The 26038-nt window shown below is 61.5% G+C and carries 23 protein-coding genes; 7 read left to right on the forward strand and 16 right to left on the reverse strand.

Features of this window, described 5'->3' with window-relative positions; translation table 11 throughout:
* Positions 1-22: 22 nt before the first annotated feature.
* The 3 genes from VGF98_10345 to VGF98_10355 all read right to left on the reverse strand — a co-directional run bounded on the left by VGF98_10345 (position 23) and on the right by VGF98_10355 (position 2335).
* A complete protein-coding gene (locus VGF98_10345; GenBank protein ID HEY1682024.1) occupies positions 23-688 on the reverse strand; it encodes a hypothetical protein in 666 nt (221 codons plus the stop codon).
* 82 nt (positions 689-770) lie between these two features.
* A complete protein-coding gene (locus VGF98_10350; protein HEY1682025.1) occupies positions 771-1295 on the reverse strand; it encodes a sigma-70 family RNA polymerase sigma factor in 525 nt (174 codons plus the stop codon).
* 77 nt (positions 1296-1372) lie between these two features.
* A complete protein-coding gene (locus VGF98_10355; protein HEY1682026.1) occupies positions 1373-2335 on the reverse strand; it encodes a hypothetical protein in 963 nt (320 codons plus the stop codon).
* Between the two features lie 143 nt (positions 2336-2478).
* Here VGF98_10355 and VGF98_10360 point away from each other — a divergent pair, with 143 nt between their 5' ends.
* From VGF98_10360 to VGF98_10370, 3 genes are read left to right on the forward strand one after another with little or no spacing between them, the layout of a single operon-like run.
* A complete protein-coding gene (locus VGF98_10360; GenBank protein HEY1682027.1) occupies positions 2479-2826 on the forward strand; it encodes a hypothetical protein in 348 nt (115 codons plus the stop codon).
* On the forward strand, positions 2823-3293 hold the full coding sequence (locus VGF98_10365) for a hypothetical protein (GenBank protein HEY1682028.1): 471 nt from the start codon (positions 2823-2825) through the stop codon (positions 3291-3293). Before VGF98_10360 ends, VGF98_10365 begins: the two co-directional genes overlap by 4 nt.
* On the forward strand, positions 3275-3646 hold the full coding sequence (locus tag VGF98_10370; protein HEY1682029.1) for a DoxX family membrane protein: 372 nt from the start codon (positions 3275-3277) through the stop codon (positions 3644-3646). The genes VGF98_10365 and VGF98_10370 overlap by 19 nt, the downstream gene beginning before the upstream one ends.
* On the opposite strand, the gene VGF98_10375 is transcribed toward VGF98_10370, so the two are convergent.
* Positions 3606-4595 carry a WYL domain-containing protein gene (locus VGF98_10375; protein HEY1682030.1) on the reverse strand — a complete coding sequence of 330 codons (990 nt, stop codon included), beginning with the start codon at positions 4593-4595 and terminating at the stop codon, positions 3606-3608. The genes VGF98_10370 and VGF98_10375 overlap by 41 nt on opposite strands.
* Before the next feature lie 87 nt (positions 4596-4682).
* On the opposite strand from VGF98_10375, the gene VGF98_10380 reads away from it, so the two are divergent.
* Entirely contained in the window at positions 4683-5255 is a 573-nt protein-coding gene (locus tag VGF98_10380; protein HEY1682031.1) for a hypothetical protein, read from the forward strand.
* Between the two features lie 3 nt (positions 5256-5258).
* Here the strand turns inward: VGF98_10380 and ligA are convergent, their stop codons facing one another.
* From ligA to uvrB, 6 genes are read right to left on the reverse strand one after another with little or no spacing between them, the layout of a single operon-like run.
* Positions 5259-7274, reverse strand: coding sequence for an NAD-dependent DNA ligase LigA (gene ligA / locus VGF98_10385; protein HEY1682032.1), 2016 nt, complete (start codon positions 7272-7274; stop codon positions 5259-5261).
* A gap of 5 nt (positions 7275-7279) precedes the next feature.
* Entirely contained in the window at positions 7280-10234 is a 2955-nt protein-coding gene (uvrA, locus tag VGF98_10390) for an excinuclease ABC subunit UvrA (protein HEY1682033.1), read from the reverse strand.
* 15 nt (positions 10235-10249) lie between these two features.
* Positions 10250-10972, reverse strand: a complete 723-nt coding sequence (locus tag VGF98_10395; protein ID HEY1682034.1) for an HAD family hydrolase — start codon at positions 10970-10972, stop codon at positions 10250-10252.
* A complete protein-coding gene (locus tag VGF98_10400; protein ID HEY1682035.1) occupies positions 10969-13431 on the reverse strand; it encodes a glycoside hydrolase family 38 C-terminal domain-containing protein in 2463 nt (820 codons plus the stop codon). The genes VGF98_10395 and VGF98_10400 overlap by 4 nt, the downstream gene beginning before the upstream one ends.
* Entirely contained in the window at positions 13428-14213 is a 786-nt protein-coding gene (locus VGF98_10405; protein ID HEY1682036.1) for a DUF4239 domain-containing protein, read from the reverse strand. Before VGF98_10405 ends, VGF98_10400 begins: the two co-directional genes overlap by 4 nt.
* A gap of 25 nt (positions 14214-14238) precedes the next feature.
* Positions 14239-16284 (reverse strand): excinuclease ABC subunit UvrB, encoded by a 2046-nt coding sequence (gene uvrB / locus VGF98_10410; GenBank protein HEY1682037.1) that lies wholly within the window; start codon positions 16282-16284, stop codon positions 14239-14241.
* A gap of 122 nt (positions 16285-16406) precedes the next feature.
* Between uvrB and VGF98_10415 the strand changes: the two genes are divergently transcribed.
* The 3 genes from VGF98_10415 to pth are packed head-to-tail and all read left to right on the forward strand — an operon-like array spanning position 16407 to position 18695.
* Positions 16407-17393, forward strand: a complete 987-nt coding sequence (locus VGF98_10415) for a ribose-phosphate pyrophosphokinase (GenBank protein HEY1682038.1) — start codon at positions 16407-16409, stop codon at positions 17391-17393.
* Between the two features lie 51 nt (positions 17394-17444).
* Positions 17445-18089 (forward strand): 50S ribosomal protein L25, encoded by a 645-nt coding sequence (locus VGF98_10420; protein ID HEY1682039.1) that lies wholly within the window; start codon positions 17445-17447, stop codon positions 18087-18089.
* Positions 18090-18116: 27 nt separating this feature from the next.
* Entirely contained in the window at positions 18117-18695 is a 579-nt protein-coding gene (pth, locus tag VGF98_10425; GenBank protein HEY1682040.1) for an aminoacyl-tRNA hydrolase, read from the forward strand.
* On the opposite strand, the gene VGF98_10430 is transcribed toward pth, so the two are convergent.
* From VGF98_10430 to VGF98_10455, 6 genes are all read right to left on the reverse strand, one after another.
* Positions 18667-19932 (reverse strand): M48 family metalloprotease, encoded by a 1266-nt coding sequence (locus tag VGF98_10430; protein ID HEY1682041.1) that lies wholly within the window; start codon positions 19930-19932, stop codon positions 18667-18669. The two genes, pth and VGF98_10430, sit on opposite strands and share 29 nt — an antisense overlap.
* Complete coding sequence (locus VGF98_10435; GenBank protein HEY1682042.1) at positions 19884-20972, reverse strand: GGDEF domain-containing protein; 1089 nt, start codon at positions 20970-20972, stop codon at positions 19884-19886. Before VGF98_10435 ends, VGF98_10430 begins: the two co-directional genes overlap by 49 nt.
* A gap of 75 nt (positions 20973-21047) precedes the next feature.
* Complete coding sequence (glmU, locus tag VGF98_10440) at positions 21048-22388, reverse strand: bifunctional UDP-N-acetylglucosamine diphosphorylase/glucosamine-1-phosphate N-acetyltransferase GlmU (GenBank protein HEY1682043.1); 1341 nt, start codon at positions 22386-22388, stop codon at positions 21048-21050.
* Positions 22385-23890 (reverse strand): glutamate--tRNA ligase, encoded by a 1506-nt coding sequence (gltX, locus tag VGF98_10445; protein ID HEY1682044.1) that lies wholly within the window; start codon positions 23888-23890, stop codon positions 22385-22387. Before gltX ends, glmU begins: the two co-directional genes overlap by 4 nt.
* Before the next feature lie 7 nt (positions 23891-23897).
* Positions 23898-24311: a cobalamin B12-binding domain-containing protein gene (locus VGF98_10450; protein ID HEY1682045.1), complete on the reverse strand. Its 414-nt coding sequence runs from the start codon at positions 24309-24311 to the stop codon at positions 23898-23900.
* A 6-nt stretch (positions 24312-24317) separates the two neighbouring features.
* Positions 24318-26021, reverse strand: a complete 1704-nt coding sequence (locus VGF98_10455; protein HEY1682046.1) for a methylmalonyl-CoA mutase family protein — start codon at positions 26019-26021, stop codon at positions 24318-24320.
* Positions 26022-26038 lie beyond the last annotated feature (17 nt).

Genomic DNA, 26038 nt, shown 5'->3' on the forward strand with positions numbered 1-26038 from the left:
TGCCTTCGACCACCGAGCTCAGCTACGGTGCCACATACATTTTCTGGACAGAATGGCGCAGAGGAGGCCACACCCCAACAATGGGAGTGCCGCGCATCGACGAACGAATCGCGTTGATTTCGGATTTAGTGATCCCATCGCCGGTGATCGCCGTCATCACTTGATCTCCGTTTCGCCATGCGAACTTATCGTGGACGATGTAGACGTGGCGGCCGTTACGTTCGTCTCCTTCCTCGACGATATACTTCGACGGCGGCCCTCCGTGCGGATCGAAAGCGGCTGCCATCAGCTGAAACGAAGCGCCACGCCGCCGGCGATACGTGAACCAGACGTTGGCAGTTCCAACGCTCCACGCGCGCGCAGATAAGGAGTAATCGGCGCCGGGCATGGTCGCAATAGTTTCCAACGTTACATCTTTTGGAAGCCCGACCGGTGCGACGATGGTGAATTTCACCATCGACTGTGCCTTCGCGAGCGTGCCGGTTTGCGAGCGCAACGCTGCAACGAGCGAAGCAGACGGCGGAGGAGGCGGACTCCAGCGCAGCACCGTCTCGACGATCCGCGATTCGAGGCGCTGGACGAAAGCGGGAGCAACGATGGGAAGTACCGCGAGCGCAATCGCCGTTGCTGCCGCAACGGTTACATAGAAACTGGTACGCGTTATGGGTTCGCGCGCAGGTCGTCCCATTCGGTACCGAATGGTTGCTAGAGAAACCGGGGGTACTTCGATATCCCGCACCATGCAGTGCAGGCCTTTGGAAATTCGAGCGTCACCGTACATCGAGAAGAACTCCCTCGGTCGGCTGCGCCGCATCGGCGACGGCAAGTGCTTTTCGCAACGCCGCACGAGCGCGCATCAAGTGAAAACGAACGGTCACGGGCGCGATCCCGAGCGCGGCCCCGATCTCTCCGCTATTCAAACCACCGTAGTAGTGCAAGAGTATCGTTGCGCGTTGGCGTGGCTCTAGGGTTCCGAGTGCCTCGTTGAGATCGAAGGCATCACCACTGTCGATGTGTGTTTTCACGCGGCGCACTTCATCGAGGCTTGCCGAGGCAGGCCGCGAGCGGACGGTGTCGAGCGCCCGGTTCGTTATAATCTTATAGCTCCAGGCGGTGAAAGCACCGGAATCTTTGAGGGAACTCAAGCGGCGCGCGATGGTGGCGCAAGCTTCTTGCGCCGCGTCTTCGGCAAGGCCACGATCGCGCACGATTGCGAAGGCGACTCGATACGCGTCCGGCCAAAGCCGAACGATGAGCGCCTCGAGAGCCTCGCCTCCCAGCCGCGCCGCTTCCACGGCCTCACGTTCGATCAGCATAGCAATACAGACGCGGCGCGAGGCTCAAGTGTTAGTGGCGATGCGACCGTTGCGGCCTATTTGGGCGGAGGCCAGAACGCGACGCCGTCCGGCCAGGCGTACTTACTCCATTGATCGGACTGAACCGTTCCTATCATTTTGACCTTAGGATACGAGAATATCTCGACGTCGAAGTTCTCGAAATTCGAAACGAACAGCAACGATCTGTCGGTGTTAAATGCCAAGCGATAGGGGATGCCCGGAACGTTGAAAGAGCCGCGTGCTTTGCCCGTTTGTGAGAAAATGTTGATTACGCCACCACCGGCCGCCAAGAGATTTCCCTTCCCGTCCTCGGCGATTCCCCAGGGCGAACCGTACGTAACGCCGAGATCGATTGCGGGCGGTTTGCCATGCACGAAACCTGCGATATGGCCTTTGTTATCGTTGGTGCTATACGTGGCGAACACGTCTTGATTGTTGGGGTCGCGAACGATACCGAGCGCCTGAAATGAATTAGGAATAACCGTCGTTCGCAACGGAATGTCTTTCGTGCGTCCATACGCAGAAACCGAACCCGGTCCGAAATATCCGTCCGGACCGAAGTTTGCTGCGAACAGTTTGCCGTTCGCAGACGGTGCGACGTCGGCGATGTTGTAACCGGGAACAATCAACCGGCTTGGGCTCGCGGCGCCCGGTGCATATACCGCGATGTCCCCGACACCGGGACCCTCCGTTCCGAGACCCTGGTCGGCAACGTATAAATTGCCGGCCGCATCGGTGTGTAGGCCTTCGGGACCGTTGGAATCTTCAATCTGCCGTTGCAGTTCGTACTGTCCTTTGACCAAAACGAAGACGTCGATTCTCCCGATGTTCGAATTGCCGACGAACAGCAGCGATTTGGCCTTCGGCTGCGCGCCAACGGCCGAGATCGCGGCCGGCGCCGTTGGAACGGTTCTATTTCCGCCGGCGCATCCGCAACTCACCATAGTAAGAGCAAAAGCGCCGATTCTACTAGCGACACGGTTAGGGCGATGGTTCATGAGCAATGCTCCTCATTAAGCGCCTGGTCGATCGCACTCGCGGGCGATAATAGTACCCTCGTGAAGCAGCACAAGCAAGCCTATGGATCCGCGATACGACAGACAGTGGAGGGCAGCGCTTGCTTGGACGCAAAAGGCGAGATATGCGTGTATTTGCCATTCTCGCGCTCGCGTTGGTTTGCGCGGCGCCGGCCGCCGCCGCGATCCTCAATCAATCGGACGCGGTCGCCCTTTCCGAAGTGGTGCAAGAGCGTCTGAACGCGACGGATATTAACGTGAGTATGGTCGCGGAACTGCCGTACGCGATAGCACATTGGCCCGCCGGCAATGGCTACGGTGGAGGCCAAGCCCTAACCAAAAAGATTGACGGAAACTGGACCATCGTCAAGATGACCAACGCGTCGTTCGATGCATCGAAACTAGAAAAGCTCGGCGTTCCGGTCGCCAAAGCGAAAGCATTGGCAGCCGATCTGAAAGTAGCCGGACAATGAACGTGCGCATCGTTACCTTCGGTCTTGTGCTGGCGCTCGCTCCGCTGAGTGCGCTGGCGCAGACGAAGGCGATTCCGCCGCAAGCGATCGTCAAACTCGCAAATGTGGTCGTTAACGTCGGCAACACGAACGACGGTTCATCGCTATCCGGGATTTTTACGTCCGATGCGGTTGTCGTGGATGAAAATGCGCCGTTCGTCTGGCGCGGCGCGAACGCCGGCACGGAGTGGTGGAACGGTCTCACCGTGCTCATGAAACGCGCCCACATGGGTCATCTCCACGTTGGAGCGGTGCGGGTCGGCGAATACCGGCAATCACCGACCGACGCCTATCTCGTCGATTCGATGGTCATAACCGGCACCCAAGCCGGCAAGCCATTTGCCGAATCGGGAACGATGACGTTCACCTTTCATAAAACCGGTGGACGGTGGCTGATCTCGACTGAAGTTTGGTCAACAAAACCGTAGCGACGGTCCTACTCGGAGCGCTCTTTATTGCCGCGGGCGCAAACCACTTCGTGCACCCGGCACTCTATCAACATATCGTTCCACCATCATTTCCATCTCCGGCGCTGCTGGTCGTCATCAGCGGCGTTGCGGAGATTGCGGGTGGTATCGGCGTTCTCATCGCGCGGACGCGCAAGGCTGCGGGAATCGGGCTCGTTTTGCTGCTCCTTGCCGTTTTTCCGGCGAACGTGTACATGGCGCAGCACCCGGAGCTCTATCGTGACATGGCTTCTGCGACGGCACTGTACATCCGGTTACCGTTGCAAGCCGTTCTCATCGCGTGGGTGTGGTGGGCGTGCTTCGGCCGCGTTTAGGAACGCGCTTCTTTTCGTAGAGTTCGGCGGTCGCTCGAGCTGTGCTCGCAATCCGTTCGCGCAGCTCTGCGGGAGCGAGCACCTCGACCGAATCGCCCAACGCCAACAGGTCGCGAGCCGCTCGTTCGATCGACTCGATGGGCACGGTCACGATTGAAGAATCGCCCTTTGACGGCTGGGCCGGACCCGGTCCGATGCGATGCAAAAGTGGCAACGCACCCGGCGTACAACGCACGGTTGCCTCGCCGCGGACGAGGCTTCGTTCGAAGCGCTGCGTCGACGACTCCCAATACGCTCGCAAATTAAAATCGTTGCTCGTCACGAACGTTGCGTCCAACGGCTGTACCGATGCGATTTCGCCGACCCGATATGTCCGCAGTTTGCCGTCACATCGAGCGACGAGGTACCAGGTCGCGTTTTTGAGCACGAGTCCGTGTGGCTCGACGTCGCGCTTCGCGCGTTTCCGCCAACTCTGGTACTCGATTCGCAACTTGCGCAAGTCCCAAACGGCGCGCGCGAGCGCCGGAAGATGGGCCGGCATTTCGGCGGGTGCGTACCATCGCGCGAGATCGACGTGCAAGCGTTCGTGCGTGCGCCGCGCGCTTTCCGCGGTAGCACGGGGCAACGAAGCCAGTAACTTTCGTTGAGCGCCGGCCGCGGCCGATCCGATTCCGAGCGCTTCGGCGATCGTCGTCCACCCAGCCAGTCCCAACGCTTCGGATTCTGGAAGATCGAGACCGGTCAACCGCATTCGGTATCCATCGACGATTCGGATTCCGCCGCCATTGCCGGCTTCAGCGTAAATCGGAACGCCCGCATCGTGCAGCCGCTCGACATCGCGATAGACGGTGCGCACGGAGACGCCCAGCTCGTCCGCGAGTTCGGGAGCGCTCGCGCGCCCGCGAATCTGGAGCAATAACAGCAGCGATATCTGACGACCGGCCGACAAACTCGACGATTTCGCCACCCGTAAAAAAGAACCCTGACATTACCTGTCAGGTTTGGCTGCTACACTCGAGACATGAAGAGGGCCTTGATGACACTCCCGATCGCGGTGCTGGTCGCGTTGCATGGAACGCCGGCCGCGCTCGGCCAGACGCTCGCCCCAAACCGGCCTGCAGTCTCGCAGCGAGACGGCAGCCACGACTTCGACTGGCTCGCGGGCAAATGGCACATGACGTTTAAACGGCTCCGCAAGCCGCTCACCGGATCGCACGATTGGTATTCGTTCGAAGGGTCCGTTGAGAATCGATCGCTCTGGAACGGAGGCGGCAACTTCGAATCTGGCCGCCTCAACAGCCCGCTTGGGGCGATCGATTTCGCGACGTTACGTTTGTACGATGCAACGAAGCGGGCGTGGAGCATTTATTGGGTGACGGCCAAAAACGGCCTCGGCCTGCCACCGGAGGTTGGATCGTTCGACGAGCACGGCGTTGGAAAGTTCTATTGCTGGAACGATTCCTACGAAGGACGCCCGATCGCAAGCCGTTACATATGGACGCCGGTCGATGCCCCAAAGCATTATCACTTCGAACAAGCATTTTCCACCGATGGCGGCAAGACGTGGGAAGTGAATTGGATTTCGGACGTGTACCGAACGTCCGACTAGTGTTTAACCGGACAGCAACGCTTCGAGAGCCGATTCGTCGAGAATGGCAATGCCGAGTTGCTCGGCCTTCGCTAACTTGCTCCCCGCTTCATCACCCGCAACGACGTAGTCGGTCTTCTTGCTGACCGATCCCGTAACTTTGCCGCCCGCAGCAAGAATCAACTCGGATGCACGATCTCGCGTGAGGTTCGGTAGCGTGCCGGTGAGTACGAAGGTCTTGCCGGCCAACGGTCCGGGCGCCGCACGTTCGCGTTTCGGCGCGGTGAGATCGACGCCGGCGTCGCGCAGGCGGCCAACGATGCCGCGGTTGTCTTCCTGCTCGAAGAACAATCGCACGCTTGCGGCAACTTCCGGACCGATTCCGTCACTCTCTCGCAACTGCTCTTCACCGGCGGCTTCGATCGCATCGATCGAGCCGAAGTCTTCTGCCAGAATTCGTGCCGTTTGCTCGCCGACGAAGCGGATGCCGAGCGAAACTAGGACACGCGCTAAGCCTCGTGCCTTCGATGCCTCGATCGAACGCAATAAATTACCCGCGCTTTTTTCGGCCAGCCGCGGAACCGCGAGGAGCGCGTCCAGATCGAGCGCGTAAATGTCGGCGATGTCGCGGATCGCTCCGGTTGCGATCAACTGCTCCGATAGCACGTCACCCAAGCCTTCGATATCCATCGCTCCGCGGGATGCAAAATGACGCACGCGTTCGTAGACTTGCGCCGGGCACGCCGCATTCGTGCAGCGCGACATCGCCTCGCCTTCAGGGTGGTCGACGTCCGCGCCGCAAACCGGGCACGTATCGGGCATGCGGAAGCGCTTTTCGCGCCCGTTTCGTTCGCTAACGATCGGCCCGACGACGCGCGGAATCACGTCGCCCGCACGCGTGACCAACACGGTATCGCCGATGCGGATGTCGTTGCTCTCGATGTACGCAGCGTTGTGCAGCGTGGCGCTCTTCACCGTCACTCCGCCGATCGGGACGGGATCCAGCACCGCATTGGGATTAAGCGTTCCGGTCCGTCCGACGGACACCACGATATCGCGCAGCTTGGTACGCGCCTCACGCGCTTTGAACTTAAAGGCGATCGCCCAGCGCGGATCGCGCGATACGGTTCCTAGTTTCTCCTGGAGATCGAGGTCGTCTACTTTAACGACGACGCCGTCGATTTCGTAGTCCAGCTCGTCGCGGCGCGCTTCCCATTCGCGACAATACGCGATCACGTCGTCGATCGACGCTGCCTGCCGAATATTCTCATTCACTTTAAAGCCGAGGGCGCGCAGATACTCGAGCGCTTCGGACTGTGTCGCGTGAGGCGCGCCGCCCCGCTGCTCTGCAATTTGATAGGCGTAAAACGATAAGCGACGCTCGGCAGTCGATGCAGGATCCAACTGCCGGACGCCGCCGGACGCGGTGTTGCGGGGGTTCGCGAACACGGGCAATCCTTCGCGCTCGCGCGCCACGTTCAAACGGTCGAAGTCGCTCTTGCGCAAGTAGACCTCGCCGCGCACTTCGAGAAACGTAGGTGCGTTATCGACCGCACGCAGTCGCAACGGAATGGTTTTGACCGTACGAAGGTTTGGCGTTACCTCTTCACCCACGCGGCCGTCGCCGCGCGTGCCGCCGCGAGAAAGCAGGCCACCGTCGTAATCGAGCGCGATCGCCAATCCGTCGATTTTCAGTTCGCAAACGTAGCGCAGGTCGATGCCCGCGAGTTTGCGGGCTCGCTCGTCGAACGCTCGCAAATCTTCTTCGGTCGTCGAGTTGGCCAGGCTCAACATCGGCCGTGCGTGCCGATAGGCCGCGAAGCGGTCCGATGCCGGTGCGCCGACTCGTTGCGTCGGAGAATCGGCGCTTTGCAGTTCGGGGTGTTCGGTTTCGAGGGTTACGAGCTCGCGCAGTAGCGTGTCGAATTCGGCGTCGGTCAGCGCCGGATCGTCGAGCACGTAGTAGCGATGATTCGCCTCATCGATCTGCGCGCGAAGCTTCTCGACGCGGGCTTCGGCGCTTCGGCTCGACTTCGCCACGGCGACTACGCCTCGACGGGAATCCGCTCGGTTTGCGTGAGTTCGTCGAGCATCGAGAGATTCTCGTGTTCGATACGGTCGAGTTTCGTACGGTCCAGTGCGCTATGGCCGACGGCGCGCTGATCGCGTAATACCGGCGCGAGGAACGCGCCCGTAAACGATGCCGGGTCGGCTGCGACTTCCTCGGGCGTGCCGATCGCAACCAGCGTGCCACCCTTATCGCCACCTTCCGGACCGAGATCGATGAGATAATCGGCCGTTTTGATGACGTCGAGATTGTGCTCGATCACCAGCACGCTGTTGCCGGTAGCGACGAGCTTCTGCAGTACGTCAAGCAACTTGTGGATGTCGGCGAAGTGCAAACCGGTCGTCGGTTCGTCCAGTACGTAAAAGGTGCGGCCGGTCGAGCGCCGCGACAATTCGGACGCCAGTTTTACGCGCTGCGCCTCACCGCCCGAGAGCGTCGTCGCCGGCTGCCCCATCTTGATATAACCGAGCCCGACCTCGCAAATCGTCTTGAGTTTGTTGTGGACGCGCGGAATCGCCGAAAAGAACTCGTTGGCCTCATCGACGCGCATTTCCAATACGTCGGAAATCGTTTTGCCCTTATATTTGACTTCGAGCGTCTGCGCGTTGTAACGCTTGCCTTTACAAACTTCGCACGGCACGTAGACGTCGGGCAAGAAGTGCATCTCGATCTTGATGATGCCGTCGCCCTCGCACGCCTCGCAGCGCCCGCCTTTGACGTTGAACGAGAAACGCCCCGGCTGATAGCCCCGCATGCGCGACTCTGGAACCTTCGAAAACAGTTCGCGGATATAGTCGAACGTGCCGGTGTACGTCGCCGGATTGCTGCGCGGCGTTCTGCCGATCGGGGATTGATCGATCACGACCAATTTGTCGAGTTGCCCGGCGCCCTTAACGGTGCCGTAGGTTCCGCTCGGTGGCTGTCCGTGCAGATGCTGGTTGAGCGCGCGGATCAACACTTCGTTGACCAAGGACGACTTGCCGCTACCGCTGACGCCCGTTACCGCACAAAACGCGCCGAGCGGAAACTTCACGTCGATTCCACGCAAATTGTTAGCGCGCGCGTTGCGCACTTCAAGCCAAGAGCGCGGAACGCGCCGTTCCTTCGGAACCGGGATAAACTTGCGCCCCGAAAGGTACGCGCCGGTTTCGGAGCGTTCGTCGGCCAGAATCTCATCGAGCGTTCCAACCGTCAAAATCTCGCCGCCTTCGGCGCCCGCACCCGGACCGATATCCACGACCACGTCGGCAGTGCGCATCGTGTCTTCATCGTGCTCGATCACGATCAAGGTGTTGCCGAGATCGCGCAACGTCTGCAGCGTCGCCAACAGACGCTCGTTATCGCGCTGATGTAACCCGATCGACGGCTCGTCGAGGATGTACAAGACGCCGACCAGTGCGCTGCCGATCTGCGTCGCCAGACGGATCCGTTGCGATTCGCCACCCGACAGCGTCGTGGCCGAACGTCCCAACGTGAGGTACGTAAGGCCGACGTTGCTAAGAAAGCCGGCGCGGCCGCGAATCTCCTTGACGATTTGATGCGCGATCTGCGTCTGTCGCGGCGTCAGCTCGAGCCCTTCGAAAAACTGCTCGAAGCGCTCGATCGGCAGGCGGGTCAGCGCGTCGATGTTGACGCCGCCGATCGTCACCGCCAACGCCTCCGGCTTGAGCCGCGCGCCCTTGCAGGCATTGCAGTTGGAAGCCGACATAAACCGCTCGATGTCTTCCTTGACGCTCTCGCTCGACGTTTCGGCATATCGCCGCTGCAGGTTGTTCACCACTCCTTCGAACGACGCGCGATACTCCCACGTTTTGCCGGCCCGCGACGTGTAAGCGAACGCCTGCTCTTTGTCCGTCCCGTACAAAACGACGTCGACCACGTCGTCCGGCATGTCCTCGATCGGCGTCGACATCTTTACTTTGTATTTGCGCAACACGCGCTCCAGCTGTTGCAAGTAATACGGGTTCATCGACGGATATTTGCCGCCACCGAGACTGCGGCTCCACGGAACGATGGCGCCATCGGTAATCGACTTGGTGCGATCCGGAATGACTTTCCACGAATCGATCTCGATCTTCTCGCCCAAGCCGCTGCAGACCGAGCACGCGCCGTAGGGCGAGTTGAACGAAAACAGGCGCGGCGCCAGCTCTTCGAACGATAATCCGCAGTACACGCACGCGAAGGCTTCGCTAAACGTCAGCTCGCGATCGTCGACGATCACGGTAACGATGCCGGTCGATAGGCGAAGCGTCGTTTCGACCGAGTCGGTCAGCCGCTTGCGCACGTCGGGTTTTACGACCAACCGGTCGACGACCACTTCGATCGTGTGTTTACGCTTCTTATCGAGTATTATTTTCTCACGAAGTTCGCGAATCTCACCATCGACCCGCACGCGAGCGAAGCCCTCTTTGGCGATTTCCTCAAACAATTTGCTATATTCGCCCTTGCGTCCACGCACCAGCGGCGCGAGCAGCAAGAGTTTGCTGCCTTCGGGTAGCTCGAGAATCGAATCGACGATTTGCTCGCTCGATTGCGTGCTGATCTCGCGCCCGCAGTTGTAGCAATGTGGCGTGCCGACGCGGGCGAACAGCAAACGTAAGTAGTCGTAGATTTCGGTGACGGTGCCGACCGTCGATCGCGGGTTGCGCGAGGTCGACTTTTGGTCGATCGAAATCGCCGGCGACAATCCCTCGATGTAGTCGACATCGGGCTTTTCCATTTGCCCTAAGAATTGGCGCGCGTACGAGGAGAGCGACTCTACGTAACGGCGCTGGCCCTCGGCGTAAATCGTGTCGAACGCCAGCGACGATTTACCGGACCCGGATAGGCCGGTAACGACGATCAAGCGGTTGCGAGGCAACACCAAATCGACGTTCTTTAAATTGTGCTCGCGCGCGCCCTTAATGACGATCGAATCAAGACCCGAAGGCATAACTCTACCGAAACCTCAGGGGTAGGCCTGAAGGATGCGCCCCGCTTCTTCAATTGTCGAGCACTCCGCGTCGGGCGGCCGGACGCCCGCGGGCAAGGGCTCGTTCCGTACGTTCAGCCAGATGGTCGCCAGCCCGGCCTCGAGCGCTCCGGACATATCGCGGTCGTACCGATCTCCCACCATTGCCGCGTGCGCGGGCGCAGTTTCCAGCGTGCGGCACGCGTGCGCGAACAACAGCGGGTCGGGCTTGACCATGCCGACTTCGTCGGCGATGAAAATCGCATCGAAGAACTCGCCCAAACGCAGCAGCTCGATCTTCTCTCGATGCGTTTCCGAAAAGCCGTTCGTGACCAGACCCAGGCGGCGGCCTCGGCCGCGCTCGGCGGCCAAGACGGCGGCCGTCTGCGGAAACGGAACGTAGCGCTTCTTTCGATAGTCGTGATATCGTTCGGCCGACCGCAACGCCAATGCGGGGTCGGCGATGCCGACCCGGTCGAGCGCGTTGCGCCACAACCGCCGTCGCACGCCTTCCATCGTCTCTTCCAACGCATCGGGGGAAAGGCGGTGCCAGAAACCCTCGGCTTCGGCCACGTAGGCCGCCGTCAGCGCGACGGCGTCGATGCCGCGCTCGACCGCGATCTCGCGCGCGACCTCTTCGGCGGCATCGCGGTATGCGAACGTATCGTCGTGCAGCGTGTCATCGAGGTCGAACAGCACGGCACCTAAGCGCCGCGTCATCGAAAGCGCACCCGAAACGACCGCAACGCATATGCTCCGACCGTCCCCACGATCGCTTCGGCGTCAATACCTGCGGTTTCATCCAGCGGTCGCTCTAATGCGTCGACCGCGACAGCAGAACGCATGCGGGCGCCGCAGCGCAAACGCATCTCGCGAGAAACGCCGTCGCATTCACGCACGCGAACCACCACGCCGTCCCCGTCCTCGGCCGGCTTACACGCTACGACGACGATCGATTCATCGTCGGAATCGAACAGCGGCACGCCGGAAAGGCGTGCGAACCGCCTCCACACTGCTTCGAGGGCGCCAAGGCTGGCATTCCGCGTTGGAGCGACGGCCCACGTGAGGAGGTGCTCGCCGCGATCGGCATCGGGGTCGGGCCATACCGTGCCGCGTAGGAGCGAGTGACCGAGCAACATTGTTTCGTTCTTCTCCATTCGGCCGCTCCAGCCGTATGTGTCGAGTGCAAACGACGCAAAGCCGTCCCCTCGCTCGTCGCACACATAGGCGAAGCGTTGGCCCGGCACCTCAAACCGCGCGCGCTCGGCTGGTGTCTCGAACCGCGTGCTACGCCGAACCACCCCATGCGGCGCACCGTAGATCGCTTCGGACGTGGCGACGTCGAGATCGTGCTCGACCCGCAGCAGCCGGCGGCGCTCGTGCCAATCGATCGCCATCTCGACGCGCACGAACGGATCGCCCTCATGTAACGATACGCGCATCGTGGCGTGCGACGAACGCCCAGCGTCGAGCCGAATTTCTAACGCCCCATCGACGATCGCGGCTTCGTGCGCCTTGAGCGGTCGCGCCGAATTCCAATAGCCGGCGTCGACGTTCCAGGCTTCCCATTTACGCGGACGATCGCGATAGATCGTCGGCACGTTGGCGTGCCGTATGACGTTGCGGCCGCCGGTGACATGCGCATCGACCAGCGCACCCGCCGGCGTCACGGTTGCGGAGAGCGACGCGTGCTCGAAGACATAATTGGAGCCGTCACGCCGCACGGCGCACACCTTCGGCTCGAGTGCGGGCCGGGCGCGAGGAAGCATCGCGCGCAGCGCGGTTTCGGCGCTATCGAGCAACGCTTCGGCGCCCGCGTAACCGGCGCGCGCGTCGACATACACTTCCGGTATCGACGTGCCGGGCAACACGTCGTGGAACTGATTGCGAAGCGCGATCTCCCAAACGGCGTTCGTTGCCGCGACGATGCGCTCGATCGCGGCTTGCGGGACGCCTAACGCGACACACCAGGCCGCGGCAGTTTCGATTTCACCGAGCTGCCGTTCGAGACGTGCGTTTGCAGCCTTGACGTCGCGGTGGGTCGTGAAAACGCCCCGGTGATATTCCAGATACAATTCGTCGTCGTGAACGGCGAGTTGTTCGCGATCTGCGGCCAGACGTTCGAACCATACGCGCGGCCGTTCCCAGCGACCAACGGCCGGCGCCTCGTTGAGTTCCTTGGCGGTCGGTCCACCGCCGCCATCGCCATATCCGACGACTAGCGGCTCGTTGCGTTCGCGCGCGGCGGCGACGCGCCACGGCGCAAAACCGCCGTCCATGCCGCGTAGCGAGGCTGCGACGACTTCGGAGCCGTCGGGCCCGCGCCACCGAAACTGGCGTAACGGAAATTCGGTGGTATCGTTCCAGTACAGCTTGGTCGTCGCAAAATACGGTACGCCCGCGTGGGCAAGAAGCGTCGGAAGCGTGCGCGCGAAACCAAACGTGTCGGGCAGCCACGCAATGGTTGGAGACGTACCGAAATGTTCGCGACAATATCGATTTGCGAACAGGAGCTGGCGTAGCAGCGATTCGCCGGACGGAATATTGCAATCCGGCTCGACCCACATGGCCGCAATATCGGGGTCGAAACGACCGCGCACGGCGAGTTCGCGAACGCGCGCAAACAGTTCTATGTCGGCTTCTCGCACGTAGTCGTACAACTGCGGTTGGCTTTGCGCGAATACGAAGGTTTCGTCGCGTTCGAGCAGCGCGACGGCCGTCGCGAAGGTGCGCATCGCCTTACGACGCGTCGCGTCGAAGCTCCACAACCACGCAACGTCGAGATGGCTATGCCCCCACAAACGCAACGGATCGGAAGACTCGGGCTGACGCGCAAGGTCAGCGGTCGGTACCAGCGTGGCATGTTGCGGAGGCGCGGGCGCGGCGTGACCGAGCATCCAGCTCCACTTTAGGCCGGGACCGGCCGGCAAACCGTTATTCGGTAACGAGCGGCGCTCGACCTCAAGCAGTAACGCGCGTTCTCGCTCGCACGCCTCGATATCCAGCGACGAATGCTCGCGATCGAACGCACCCCGTGCGATGCCGTCGATGCGAATCAATGCGCCGGCCGGGGCTTCGCAGTGCAGCGCGCGTGCGTCCGCGAAGGCGGGAAGTCGCGTTTCGATAAGCGCAACGGCCGCATCGCCGCCGGCGTCGGCCAGACGCAAGCGCGAAATCACGGAACGGTCGGCAAATGCCGCAGCAACATCAGCCAGCCGTCCGACGAAATGCGTACGGACCCGCCGAAGGGCCGGTCGAACTCCGCAATCACGATGAATAGAATTCCGATCAGCCCCGCTAAAATTGCCGTCATCACGAGCTGCGCCCCACTATTTTCGACGCCAAAAAGAAACGCGAATGCGAGCACGGCTAGCGCGCCGGCAACCAAGGCAAACCACAGCACCAACGGAACCGATGGACCCGATTCGTAGACGCGCGACCGCCGCGCATCGAATAACCGCTCTAACTGCGTCATCGCCATCTGCTGTACGTTGGACTCACCCAGCGACGCGGGCTTGAACCTGTCGATGTGCTGCCCGATATCCTCGAGGTGCGGCATGTCGCGTTGCACGGAGAGTCCTTTGCGCATTTGCGGCCACTCGGTTCGCAGCACGCTATGCGCGTACCCAAGCAGTTGGGAACGTATGTGTCCGCGCAGCGGTTCGGGCACGCCGCCCACCGTGCGGTACAGGTCCGAAACGGCGGCGATTTCCGTTTCGACGTTAGACAACGTCGCGTCATACTTTTCCCAGACGACGATGACGACGAAGCCGAGCACGACCGCATAAATGACCCCGACCGCGGAAAACAAGAACCCAGCCACGTCGTTGTGCTTGCGTAGAACCTCGCTACTAAAGCGCCGCCGCCACAGCGCATGCAGCCCGACGCAGAACGCCGCGATGACGACGACGATGAGGAGCTCGCCGATGACTTGTGACACGTGCATCGTCGTATGCGTCACGATAGGCGAACTCCTCGCCGGAGTGTCAGCCGCCGACTAATTCTTGCAGCGCACGATCGAAAATCTTGGGCGCTTTACCCGCAAAGAGAAGCCCTTCGTTGCCGCCGATCTGCTTGCGCAGCTCGACCAGTTCGTCCCGCAGTGCCGCCGCCTTCTCGAACTCGAGGTTGGCGGCTAACTCCCGCATCCGCCGGTCCAGGTCGGCGGCGGTCTTCAAGGCGATCTCGCGCGGCAGCTTGTCGTACTTGAACTTCTCGGTGTTTTCGCGGGTGGCGCCGACCATCCCAAGGATGTCGCGCACTTCCTTGCGGATCGAGCGCGGCTCGATGCCGTGCTCGGTGTTGAAGGCCACTTGCAACTCCCGGCGCCGCTTCGTCTCGCCGATGGCCCGCGCCATCGACTCGGTCATCACATCCGCGTACATAATCACCTTGCCCTCGACGTGACGGGCGGCACGTCCGATCGTCTGAATCAGCGAGGTTCCGCTGCGCAGATACCCTTCCTTGTCGGCATCCAAGATGCCAACCATCGACACCTCGGGCAAGTCTAGCCCCTCGCGCAGCAAATTGATTCCGACCAGCACGTCGAACGTACCGATACGCAGATCGCGAAGGATCGCCACGCGCTCGAGCGTGTCGATTTCGCTGTGCAGATAGCGCGCGCGCAATCCCATTTCGAGTAAGAAGTCGGTCAGATCTTCGGCCATCTTTTTGGTGAGCGTCGTCACCAGAACGCGTTCTTGACGATCGGAGCGCACGCGAATTTCTTCCATGAGATCGTCGATCTGATTGCGCGTCGGACGCACGTCGACTTCGGGGTCGACCAAACCGGTCGGGCGGATGATCATCTCGACGACTTGGCTGCTACGCCCGGTTTCGTACGCTCCCGGCGTCGCCGAAACGTAGATCGCCTGCTTCACATGATCGTCGAACTCTTCATATGTAAGCGGCCGGTTATCCAACGCACTCGGCAAGCGGAATCCGTGCTCGACCAGCACTTCTTTGCGCGAGCGATCGCCGCCGTACATGCCGCGGACTTGCGGCAACGTGACGTGCGACTCGTCGGCGAAAAGAAGCCAGTCTTTGGGGAAAAAGTCGATCAAGCACGACGGCGTCGATCCGGGCTCGCGGCCGGTAAGATGTCGCGAGTAGTTTTCGATCCCGTTGCAGTAGCCCACCTCGCGCAACATGTCGAGGTCGTAGCGGGTGCGCATCTCCAAACGTTGTGCTTCGAGAAGCTTTCCGTGCGCCCGAAAATACTTTAAACGATCGGCCAGTTCGGCTTCGATGGAGTCGACGGCGCTCCGCAATTTCTCGTCGGGCGTGATGAAGTGTTTGGCCGGAAAGATGTGCAATTCGTCTTTGCTCTCGACGTACTCGCCGGTCATGATGTTGACGACGTTGATGGCTTCGATTTCGTCGCCGAAAAATTCGATGCGATGCACCAGCTCTTCGTCCACGGCGACGAACTCCAACACGTCGCCGCGAACGCGGAACGTCCCTCGCACGAGGTTGAGGTCGTTGCGACGGTATTGCATATCGATCAGTTTGCGCAAAAACACATCCCGGTCCAACGAATCGCCGACCCGCACCCGTACCGACATCTCCATATAATCCGAGGGCGACCCTAAACCGAAGATGCAAGAGACGGATGCGACGATCAGCGTGTCGGGACGCGTCAATAGCGATTGGGTGGCCGAATGACGCAGGCGCTCGATCTCGTCGTTGACCGAACTGTCTTTTTCGATATAGGTGTCGGTCGATGCGACGTACGCCTCGGGCTGGTAGTAGTCGAAGTACGATACGAAATATTCGACCGCGTTCTTTGGAAAAAAATCGCGGAACTCGGCGCACAGCTGGGCGGCCAGGAGCTTGTTGTGGCACAGTACGAGGGTCGGCTTTTGGACGAGCTCGACGGTGCGGGCCATCGCCATCGTCTTACCGCTGCCGGTCACACCCAGCAGCGTCTGCGTCCGATCGCCGCGCTCGACGCCTTCGGCGAGCGCCTGGGTGGCTTTGGGTTGATCGCCGGCGAGACCGAAGGGGGCAACCAGCTCGAATCGTTGAGACATTACCACTACTCAACCGCCTCCGGCACCGAACCGATTCAGCTCGGGCGCTCTTCGCGAGGAGCCCGGCCGGGCTCGCGTGAAAGCCAGCGGTTCGCTGCTGCTCTCGCCCACCGGGGGAGTCCGTGAGCCTCACTCCACTCATTTTTAGCGGAACTTCGAATCCGCAACTCGCTACAGACATCGCTAGACGTCTGCGGCTCAACGTCGGCAAGGCGCTTGTCGGCGAGTTTCGCAATGCGGAAACCCGGGTCGAAATCGGCGAGAACGTTCGCGGCGCCGAAGTCTTCGTCGTGCAATCCATCTGCCGCACGCCGCAAGGCAAGAGCGTCAACGACGCGCTGATGGAACTGCTCCTGATGATCGACGCATTACGCCGGGCATCCGCCGCGCGGATCACCTCGGTCATACCGTATTACGGGTATGCGAAGCAAGACAAAAAAACCAAAGGTCGCGAGCCGATCTCGGCCAAGGTCGTGGCCAACCTGCTCAAGGTGACCGGCTCGAAGCGCATCGTGACGATGGACTTGCACGCCGCGCAGATTCAAGGCTTTTTCGATATCCCGGTCGACAACTTGGTGGCGACGCCGGTGCTCTGCGAATACCTCAAGAAGCAAGGACTGTGCGATGGAAACGTCACGATCGTCTCGCCCGATGCGGGCGGCGTGCATCGCGCCGAAATCTTCGCAAAGCGCCTGAACTCCTCGCTGGCGATCGTCTTTAAGCGCCGTCCGGAACCAGACGTTTCGGAAGTCACCGACATCGTCGGCGATGTCGCCGGACGCGCTGCGGTGATCGTCGACGACATGATTTCCACCGGCGGCACGCTCGCGAAGGCGGCCGAAGCGATTAAAGCCCGCGGCGCGACCCGCGTGTTTACGGTAGCGACGCACGGTATCTTCGCCGGCGAAGCGGTCGACGTACTCGAACGATCGGACATCGAGAAAGTGATCGTCACCGATACGGTTCCGTTCGCGAACGTTCCGGAGCATCCAAAGTTCGTTCAACTATCGATCGCGCAGACGTTTGCCGATGCGATCAACCGGATTACCACCAACCGCTCGGTGTCCGAGCTCTTCGGCGACGATCAACCGTTGCCGCCGGCTGCCTGAGCGCACGGCGCAAAACTTTTACCCGTCTAGAAAGCAGAGGATTTACACAACGTGGCGACCGCAGATTTCAACCTCTCCGTCGAAAAGCGCGTAAAGCCCGGCACGACCGGCTCGAACGCGCTACGCCGGCACGGCAAAATTCCCGCCGTTCTCTATGGGCACGGGTCGCAACCCGAATCCATCGCGATCGACGCGAAAGCCTTCGCAGAACTTTTGCACCACGGCGCGCGGAATGCGATCGTGACGCTCAAGCCGGACGGCGGTCCCAACGAAACGGCCCTCGTTCGCACGATTCAATTTCATCCCGTCAGCCATCGCATTCTGCATGCCGATTTTCAGCGCGTTTCGGCCAACGAAGCGATCGTTGCGACGCTCGACGTCGTAACCGCGGGCGTCGCGCCGGGCGTCAAGGATTCCGGCGGCGTGATGGACGTCGTCATGCATCAACTGGAGATCCAGGGGCCGGCCAGCCAAATTCCCGAGCATCTCGAAGCTGACGTATCGAAGCTAGGCCTGTACGAGCACGTGACCGCCGGCGACATCAAGCTACCCGAAGGCTTCACGATGATCACTCCGGCCGACACGATCGTCGTCAGCGTCGAAGCGTCGCGCACCGAGCGTCAGGTTGAGGAAGCCGCGACCGGACCGACCGCAGCGGCCGAGCCGCAAGTCATCGGCGCTACCGACGAAAAATAGCCTCTGACCGATCGCGAATCAATTCGGCTGGTAGCCGGACTCGGGAACCCCGGCAAAGAGTATGCGGCGACGCGACACAACGCCGGGTTCATGGTCGTCGACGAAGTGGCGCGGCGCTACGCCGTGACGCACTGGAAGAAGAAAGACAGCGCCGAGCAGGCATTCGATGCCGCCCGGCGCGTCGTTTTCGTTAAACCGACGTCGTTCATGAACCTGAGCGGAGCGCCGTTGCGGCTCATTTCGTCGTGGTATAAGACGCCGCCGGGCGGCGTGCTGGTGGTGGTCGACGAAATGGACGTGGCATTCGGAAAACTTCGGATGCGGCCGTTCGGCGGGCACGGCGGTCACAACGGCTTGCGCTCGATCATCGCTACCATCGGCGACACGTTTCCGCGCTTGCGGATCGGTGTCGGGCGGCCGAGCTTCGCGTCGGTAGATCACGTGTTATCCCCGTTCGACGCGTCCGAACGCGAGCGATTACCCGACGTCGTGGCAGCGGCAGCCGACGCGGTAGACCTGTGGTTGCGAGAAGGGCTCGAAGCTGCGATGCAGTTCGCGAATAACTGGCAGATAACGCCTACGGACACCCCGCCGGAATGCGATTGATCGCCGCAATTCTCGCCGACGCGTCGGGACGATTGTTGAGGAAGAGACGCGCTCCGAGCCCGGGACACGCTTCCTGCATTTGTTGATCGGTCGCGCGAACGATCGAGCGTATGGCGGCGGCCGGATCCCCGCCGATCGACACCGCGTAACGGTCGGCGTCGAAATCGTACGAGCGCAACGCAGCATTCCGCACCGGAACGGCGCCGATATACACGAGCGCGAGCAACGCTCCGACCAGCGCTAGACGCGATAGCGGATCGTCGTCGCGCCGGAAACCGCACCGGTCTGCCAAGACCACGGCCAACGCAGAAAAGATGATGATGATACCGCCCTCGATGAGGGCAACGAACAGCGGATCGGCGTGAATCGCATGAGCGGTTTCGAAGGCGGCATCGTACACCGCTTCCTCGGGCGTGCTGGCGGCGACAACGCCACCGTCGAGCACGACTCGGTGCTGCAATCCGCCGAGCATCACCGCGCCCGCGAACGGCGAGCCGCTCGGACGCTGCGTGTAGGCCGCTACATCGTGAATTCCCCCTCGCGCCAGCGCTGCCGAAATTTGTTGCGCCAATACACCGCTGACGGGCTGCAGCACCGACTGTTGGGGAACCTCGAAGTATGGACGCGCGTATGCCCACGAGATGCTCACGCCCAAAATGGCAAGGATCGTGTAGATGTACCACTGGTGTGTGCGCTCGACAAGCCAGAGGATGAGCGCCGCCGCGATGCCGGCGACGGTCATGGCCAACGCCGTATGCAGCACCCAAAATCCGAACCATTGGCGCGTCAACTCTCCCGATAAGCCCATGGTTCGCTCGACCCGATACAAATAAAACGCCGGCAACAGCGCGGCGACGCGCGCGATCAGCGCCAACGCAGCGCCGAATGCGAAGCGCACCGACCAGCGCGTTTTCCAGCGGCGTCGCAGCCAATCGCGCAAACCCGCGGCGCGGCCCGAACTCCAAAAATACGCCAGCGCCAGTGCCTCGAACAGCACCATTACGAACCAACCGGGCAGTTGAAACGCCGTTAAGCGCCGCGCTACGACTTGACGGTCGGAATCGACCAAGGCAGACGCCGGTTTGGTAAGGAGATCGCCGCGCGGAATCGCGTCGACGATCCGATCGGTCTGGTTCGGGCGAGTCGCCGCAGCATCGGCACCGGCAAAGCCGAACGCGCCGAAGAGCGTTAACGCGACGATCGTTCCGAGAACGATTCGGCGGATCGCTCGTCCCATCGTCGGGAGGTTCGCGGGTTTAGCACCGCGGCCTCCGGTAACACCGACGCCCAACGACCCGCTGCCAGCGAAAACGAAACGCGATTGCGACCGGTGTGCTTACTGTAGTACATCGCGCGATCGGCCGCATCCAGCAGCTCGCCCGGCGTTGAGGCGTCGTGCGGGTAGGCCGCGACGCCGATGCTCGTCGTCACACCGGCAAGCGCAAATGCATGCCGATTGACCGCGGCGCACAAGTCGTGCGCTCGTTCGATCGCGCGCGCTTTTCCAGTTGCGCGCGCCAACAGGCAAAACTCGTCACCGCCGGCACGCGCCGCCACATCCAGTCCGGCGACGGCTTGCGCGCGTAAGAGCGATGCCAGCGTTCGCAGCACGCCGTCACCGGCTCGATGCCCGAGCCGGTCGTTGACGTCCTTAAATCCGTCGACGTCGACGAACCACAGACACATCGGAGCCGGCGGACGACGCGAAGAAGCGTGGCGAATTTCATCGTCGAGCCTGCGCCGGAATGCGCGAGCCGTCAGCAGTCCGGTGGATTCGTCGATCTCGGCTTCGGTACGCACCGCCTCACGTTCGCAGGCGGCTGCGAATGGAGCGGCCGACATCGCGATTGCCGGCAGTGACATTTCGGCACCGGGATAGATGGACGATGCATATGCAATCGCCGCCAGCGTGCTGCCGTCCATCCACGGGACGGCGACGGCGCTGCGGTCGGCGAGCAACAACCCGCGGCCGTCACGCGGCATCGTTGCGCACACCTGTGTGGCGGCAGCGCGAGCAACCAATCCTCGACCGTCGCCAAACGGAAGACGCCATCCCTCGAGATAGCTCGCACGATGACCACGAACGTGTGCGCACCTGAGTTCGCCGTCCTCGACGACGAAAACGGCCAACACGTCGGCGCCGCGTTCGACCTGCGAAAGCGTCTGCGCGATCGCGTCGACGACGTGTGACGGCGATCGCCGAGAGGCGTCGAGCAGCGACGTCGCAGCGTGGAGTAGCCGCGCGTCGCTCGACACGCGCGACGGCCGTCGTTTCACCGTGAAAGTCGCCAAAAAATCCGCCACGCTCACCACGCAGCGGTTAGTGCCCAGCCGAGCCGCGCTTGCTGAAACCTAGTGAGAACGATTTGGGAGCGGACGCGCCGGATTTCCGGCAACGCGTTCGCCGGGCGGCACGTCGCGCGTCACGACCGAACCCGCGCCGGTTAGGGAGCCGTCTCCCAGCGTGACCGGTGCGATCAACGAGGTGTTGGATCCGATCGAAACGTCGCGGCCGATCGTCGTTTGATTTTTCTGTCGCCCATCGTAGTTGCAGGTGATCGTGCCGGCGCCGATGTTGGCTTCTTCTCCAACGACCGCGTCGCCGACGTAGCTGAGATGTTTCGCTTTGGAACCGGCGGCGAACGCCGATTTCTTGATCTCGACGAAATTGCCGATTTGCACTTCATCGCCGAGATCGGCCTTGTCGCGAACCTGCGCGTACGGGCCAACCGTGACCCCGCGGCCGATGGTGCTGTCGACGACGATGCTGTCGCGAATCTCGGAACCATCGCCGATCTTGGCGTACGACACACGGGCGTTCGGACCGATCACACAACCTTCACCGATCTCGCTCAAGCGCGAGATCGTGGTGTTCGGATAAATAACGGTATCGCGACCGATCATCAGTTCGGGCTCTAGATAGGTCGTCGCAGGGTCGACGATCGTCACCCCGTCGCGCATATGTTGCTCGCAGATCCGTTCGTTCATCGCGCGCCGGGCGCGGGCCAATTCGACACGATCGTTGATGCCGATCGCATCCTCGTGTTTGGGCGCTGAAACGGCGTGAACGCGCTTGCCGGCCTCGACCAGCCCGCGCACGGTATCGGTCAAGTAGAACTCGCCCTGCGCGTTGTCGGCGCGTAGGCCGCCGATTGCCTGGCGCAGGGCCGGCTCCGAAAACGCATAGACGCCCGCATTCACTTCGTCAAGCGCGAGCTGTTCGGGCGTCGCGTCGCGCGCCTCGACGATACCCTCGACCGCGCCGTTGCGCCGTACGATTCGCCCGAAACTCGACGGGAGCGGCATCTTCACGGTAACGAGCGCGAGGTCGACGCGTTCGCCGTCCAGCTCACGGAGCACGTCGCCGAAGATCGATCCGGAGATCAGCGGCATATCGCCACTCGCGATCAGGATGCGGCCGCTCGCGTTTTCGGGCATGTCATCTAACGCGGCTCGCACGGCATCGCCCGTTCCGCGCTGCTCGGTCTGTACGACGGTACGCACGCCGAACGAAGCGATACGCTCCCGAACGTCGGCCGCCACGACCACCACGACGTCATCGATGCCGGCTTCGCGCAGGCCGTTCAGCACGTACCACAACATCGGACGTCCGCACAGATCGTGGAGCACCTTGGGTCGCGAGCTTTTCATCCGCGTACCCTTGCCGGCCGCCAACACGATGGCGCGAATCATATACTTCCCTCTTGCGGTCGAAGCGCCGTGTCGAAATCGCGACGCCAATCATCTTGCTCGCGCTTGCTGGGCGCACCGAGCAGTTCGAGCGCGCCACGCAAGCGTTCGCGCGTCATGTCCCGCCCCAGTAATTCCATCGAGTCGTACAACGGAATCGACGTCGCGCTCCCGGTGACCGCGACGTACAGCGGACGCGCGATCTCGCGCGGTTTGCGTCCCATTGCACCGGCGACCCGGTCGATCGCGAACTCGATGCCGCCCACGGAAAACTCCGTCAACGTTTCGAGCGTCCACATCGTCAACGCCAGCACTTGCCGCGTCTGCAGTTCGTCGAGCTTTCCCGAAACGAGCGCCTCGCGGCTCACCTTCAAACGGCCAGCCAGTAAAAATGCCAGCAGCGGGGCGACGTCGCTCAAACGTTCGACGCGCGGTTGTGCCAGCGCGGCGATACGGTCCCAACGATCGGTTCCGGCACCGGCCCATGCACGCATGCGCTCCGCAAACGTTTGCGGCGTTAATCGCTCGCGCAAGTAGCGGCCGTTCACCCAGTCGAGTTTAGCCGTATCGAAAATTGGGCCGCCGACCGGAACGTGCTCCAACTCGAAACGCTCGACCATCTGCTGCAAGTCGAGAATTTCCGATTCGCCTTCACGCACCGGATTCGAGAGCAATCCCAAGAAGTTCATCAAGGCTTCGGATACGTACCCCATCGCCCGGTAAAATAAAATGCCTGTCGGATTCTTACGTTTGCTGAGTTTACTCTTGTCCGGATTGCGCAGGAGCGGCAGGTGGAGCAAGGCCGGCGGCTCCCAGCCAAAATAGCCATACAACAGCAAGTGTTTGGGAGCGCTCGACACCCACTCCTCGCCGCGCAGCACGTGGGTGATCTGCATCAGGTGATCGTCGACGACGTTCGCGAGGTGGTACGTCGGCATGCCGTCGGACTTGATCAGCACTTGCATGTCGACCGACGTCCATTCGAATTCGATGACGCCGCGACGCAGGTCGTTTACTTGGCAGACGCCTTCATCCGGAACGCGAAGACGAACGACGTGCGGTATGCCGGCCGCTTCTTTTTCAGCGATCTCACCGGGAGCGAGCGTTCGGCATAAGCCATCGTACCGCGACGGCTTTCCGGCGGCACGCTGGGCCACGCGCATCTCTTCCAAACGCTCGGGCGTGCAATAGCATTTGAAAGCGTTGCCGGCGTCGAGCAGCTTGGCGGCGTATTCGGCATAGATCGAGGAGCGTTCGCTCTGACGGTAGGGTCCGTACGGACCGCCGACATCCGGCCCTTCATCCCACGTGAGACCGCACCAGTGCAACGCATCCAGGATCGCGCGCTCGCTCTCAGGCGTGCTGCGCGCGCGGTCGGTGTCCTCCATGCGCAGGATAAACTGGCCGCCGTTGCGCTTGGCAAAACAGTAGTTGACCAGCGCAACGTAGGCCGTGCCGACGTGCGGGTCGCCCGTCGGAGACGGCGCGATTCGGGTTCGGACCATCGAAGCGTTATCCGACGAGTTCGCGGCGCCGGCCGCACTCGCGCTCGACGAAGTCGACGATCGACTGCAGCGGCGCTCCCGGCGTGAAAATTTCGCGGACGCCGATCGCTTTGAGTTCTGCGGCATCCTCGGGCGGAATCGTTCCGCCGCCAAAAAAAACGATATCGCCGGCATCCTGTTCCTTGAGCTGCTCGACGACCAACGGGAACAGGGTCATGTGCGCTCCCGATAGGATGGATAGACCGATCCCATCGGCGTCCTCCTGAATCGCAGTTTGGACGATCTGTTCGGGCGCCTGAAAGAGCCCGGTATAGATCACTTCCATGCCCGCGTCACGCAACGCACGTGCGATGACTTTTGCGCCGCGGTCGTGACCGTCGAGGCCGGCCTTGGCGATAACGATACGTAACGGACGTGCCATAATGAGCTAAAACACCGACCGTTCGGTGTAGCGGCCGTACACCACCACCATCGCTTCGACGATCTCGCCTTCCGTACAGTACGCGTTAACGCAATCGATCAGGTGCGGCATAAGGTTGTCTTTCGGGTCGCGACATGCGGCCTGCAGACGCTCGAGGGTCTGCGTAACGGCATGGCCGTCGCGGCTGCCGCGAACGTCGGCGACGCTGCGCGCTTGCGCGCGCTCCATCTCCTCGGTGATCTTCAGCAAATCCATCTCGATCCGTTCGTCGTCGTGCACGAAGGCGTTGACGCCGATGATCACGCGGTCTTTGGCCTCGATCGAGCGCTGATAGCGGTAACTCGCCTCAGCGATTTCCTTTTGGAAGAAGCCCGACTCGATCGCTTCGATGACGCCGCCATATTCTTCGATCTGGTCGAAGTACGCTTCAGCTTGGCGTTCCATCTCGTCGGTCAGTGCTTCCACGAAGTACGACCCGCCCAACGGATCGACGACGTTGGTAACGTTGGTTTCGTAGGCCAGAACTTGTTGGGTGCGCAATGCGATCTCGACCGATTTTTCGCTCGGAAGCGCTAGCACTTCGTCCATCGAATTGGTGTGCAGCGACTGCGTTCCGCCCAATACCGCTGCCATGGCTTCGTACGCGACGCGTACGATGTTGTTTTCGGGCTGCTGCGCCGTGGCGCTGCATCCGGCAGTCTGCGTGTGGAAGCGAAGCTGCCACGATTTCGGGTCTTTGGCGCCGTACTTCTCGCGCATGTGCCGCGCGTAGATACGGCGGGCCGCGCGAAACTTGGCGATCTCTTCGAAAAAGTCGATGTGCGAGTTGAAGAAGTACGAGAGCCGCGGTGCGAACGAATCGACGTCCATCCCGGCTGCCATGCAGGCTTCGACGTACGCAAAACCATCGGCCAGTGTGAACGCCAACTCTTGCGCCGCAGTGGATCCGGCCTCACGAATGTGATAGCCCGAAACCGAAACCGTGTTCCACTTGGGCATCTCGGCCGTGCAGAACTTGATCATGTCGACGATGATGCGCATGTGCGGACGAGGCGGAAAGATCCACTCTTTTTGGGCGATATATTCTTTGAGGATATCGGCCTGAATCGTCCCGCCGAGTTTGGCGCGCGGAATGCCCTTTTTTTCGGCGGCAGCGATGTATTGCGCCACGGCGATGGCGGCCGGTCCGTTGATCGTCATCGAGGTCGTGATGTCGCCCATGTCGATGCCGTCGAACAGCGTTTCCATATCGGCCAGGGAGTCGATCGCGACGCCGCACTTGCCGACCTCGCCGCGCGATTGCGGGGCGTCCGAGTCGTAGCCCATGAGGGTCGGCATGTCGAACGCCACCGATAGACCGTGCTGGCCTTGCGCCAGCAGGAAATGATAGCGCTCGTTGGTCTGTTTAGCCGATCCAAAGCCGGCGAATTGGCGCATCGTCCACAGGCGGTCGCGATAGCCGTTTGGATGGATGCCGCGGGTGTACGGATATTGTCCGGGCCACGCCAGGTCGCGGGGTAAATCGAGAAGCTCGACATCCTTCGGAGAGTAGACCGTTTGGAGCGGGACGTCGGATAGCGTGCGGTCGGTCGCGCCCGAACCCGGACCGCTACGGCGCTTGCCGCGCTGAGACGCAGCCTCCCAGACCCGCTCCTGCTCGAGGAATTCGAGGCTTGGGGGCATGCCCAATCCGCTGGGGCGATCGATCATCTTAGCCACAGATCTGT

It is taken from the genome of Candidatus Tumulicola sp., from assembly GCA_036490475.1.
GTDB lineage: Bacteria > Vulcanimicrobiota > Vulcanimicrobiia > Vulcanimicrobiales > Vulcanimicrobiaceae > Tumulicola.

Excerpts from the sequence above, each read along its gene's own strand:
- VGF98_10345 (HEY1682024.1), bottom strand. The coding sequence starts at position 688 with ATGGGACGACCTGCGCGCGAACCCATAACGCGTACCAGTTTCTATGTA.
- VGF98_10355 (HEY1682026.1), bottom strand. The coding sequence starts at position 2,335 with ATGAACCATCGCCCTAACCGTGTCGCTAGTAGAATCGGCGCTTTTGCT.
- VGF98_10360 (HEY1682027.1), top strand. The coding sequence starts at position 2,479 with ATGCGTGTATTTGCCATTCTCGCGCTCGCGTTGGTTTGCGCGGCGCCG.
- VGF98_10365 (HEY1682028.1), top strand. The coding sequence starts at position 2,823 with ATGAACGTGCGCATCGTTACCTTCGGTCTTGTGCTGGCGCTCGCTCCG.
- VGF98_10380 (HEY1682031.1), top strand. The coding sequence starts at position 4,683 with ATGACACTCCCGATCGCGGTGCTGGTCGCGTTGCATGGAACGCCGGCC.
- uvrA (HEY1682033.1), bottom strand. The coding sequence starts at position 10,234 with ATGCCTTCGGGTCTTGATTCGATCGTCATTAAGGGCGCGCGCGAGCAC.
- VGF98_10395 (HEY1682034.1), bottom strand. The coding sequence starts at position 10,972 with ATGACGCGGCGCTTAGGTGCCGTGCTGTTCGACCTCGATGACACGCTG.
- uvrB (HEY1682037.1), bottom strand. The coding sequence starts at position 16,284 with ATGTCTCAACGATTCGAGCTGGTTGCCCCCTTCGGTCTCGCCGGCGAT.
- VGF98_10430 (HEY1682041.1), bottom strand. The coding sequence starts at position 19,932 with ATGGGACGAGCGATCCGCCGAATCGTTCTCGGAACGATCGTCGCGTTA.
- glmU (HEY1682043.1), bottom strand. The coding sequence starts at position 22,388 with ATGATTCGCGCCATCGTGTTGGCGGCCGGCAAGGGTACGCGGATGAAA.
- gltX (HEY1682044.1), bottom strand. The coding sequence starts at position 23,890 with ATGGTCCGAACCCGAATCGCGCCGTCTCCGACGGGCGACCCGCACGTC.
- VGF98_10450 (HEY1682045.1), bottom strand. The coding sequence starts at position 24,311 with ATGGCACGTCCGTTACGTATCGTTATCGCCAAGGCCGGCCTCGACGGT.
- VGF98_10455 (HEY1682046.1), bottom strand. The coding sequence starts at position 26,021 with ATGATCGATCGCCCCAGCGGATTGGGCATGCCCCCAAGCCTCGAATTC.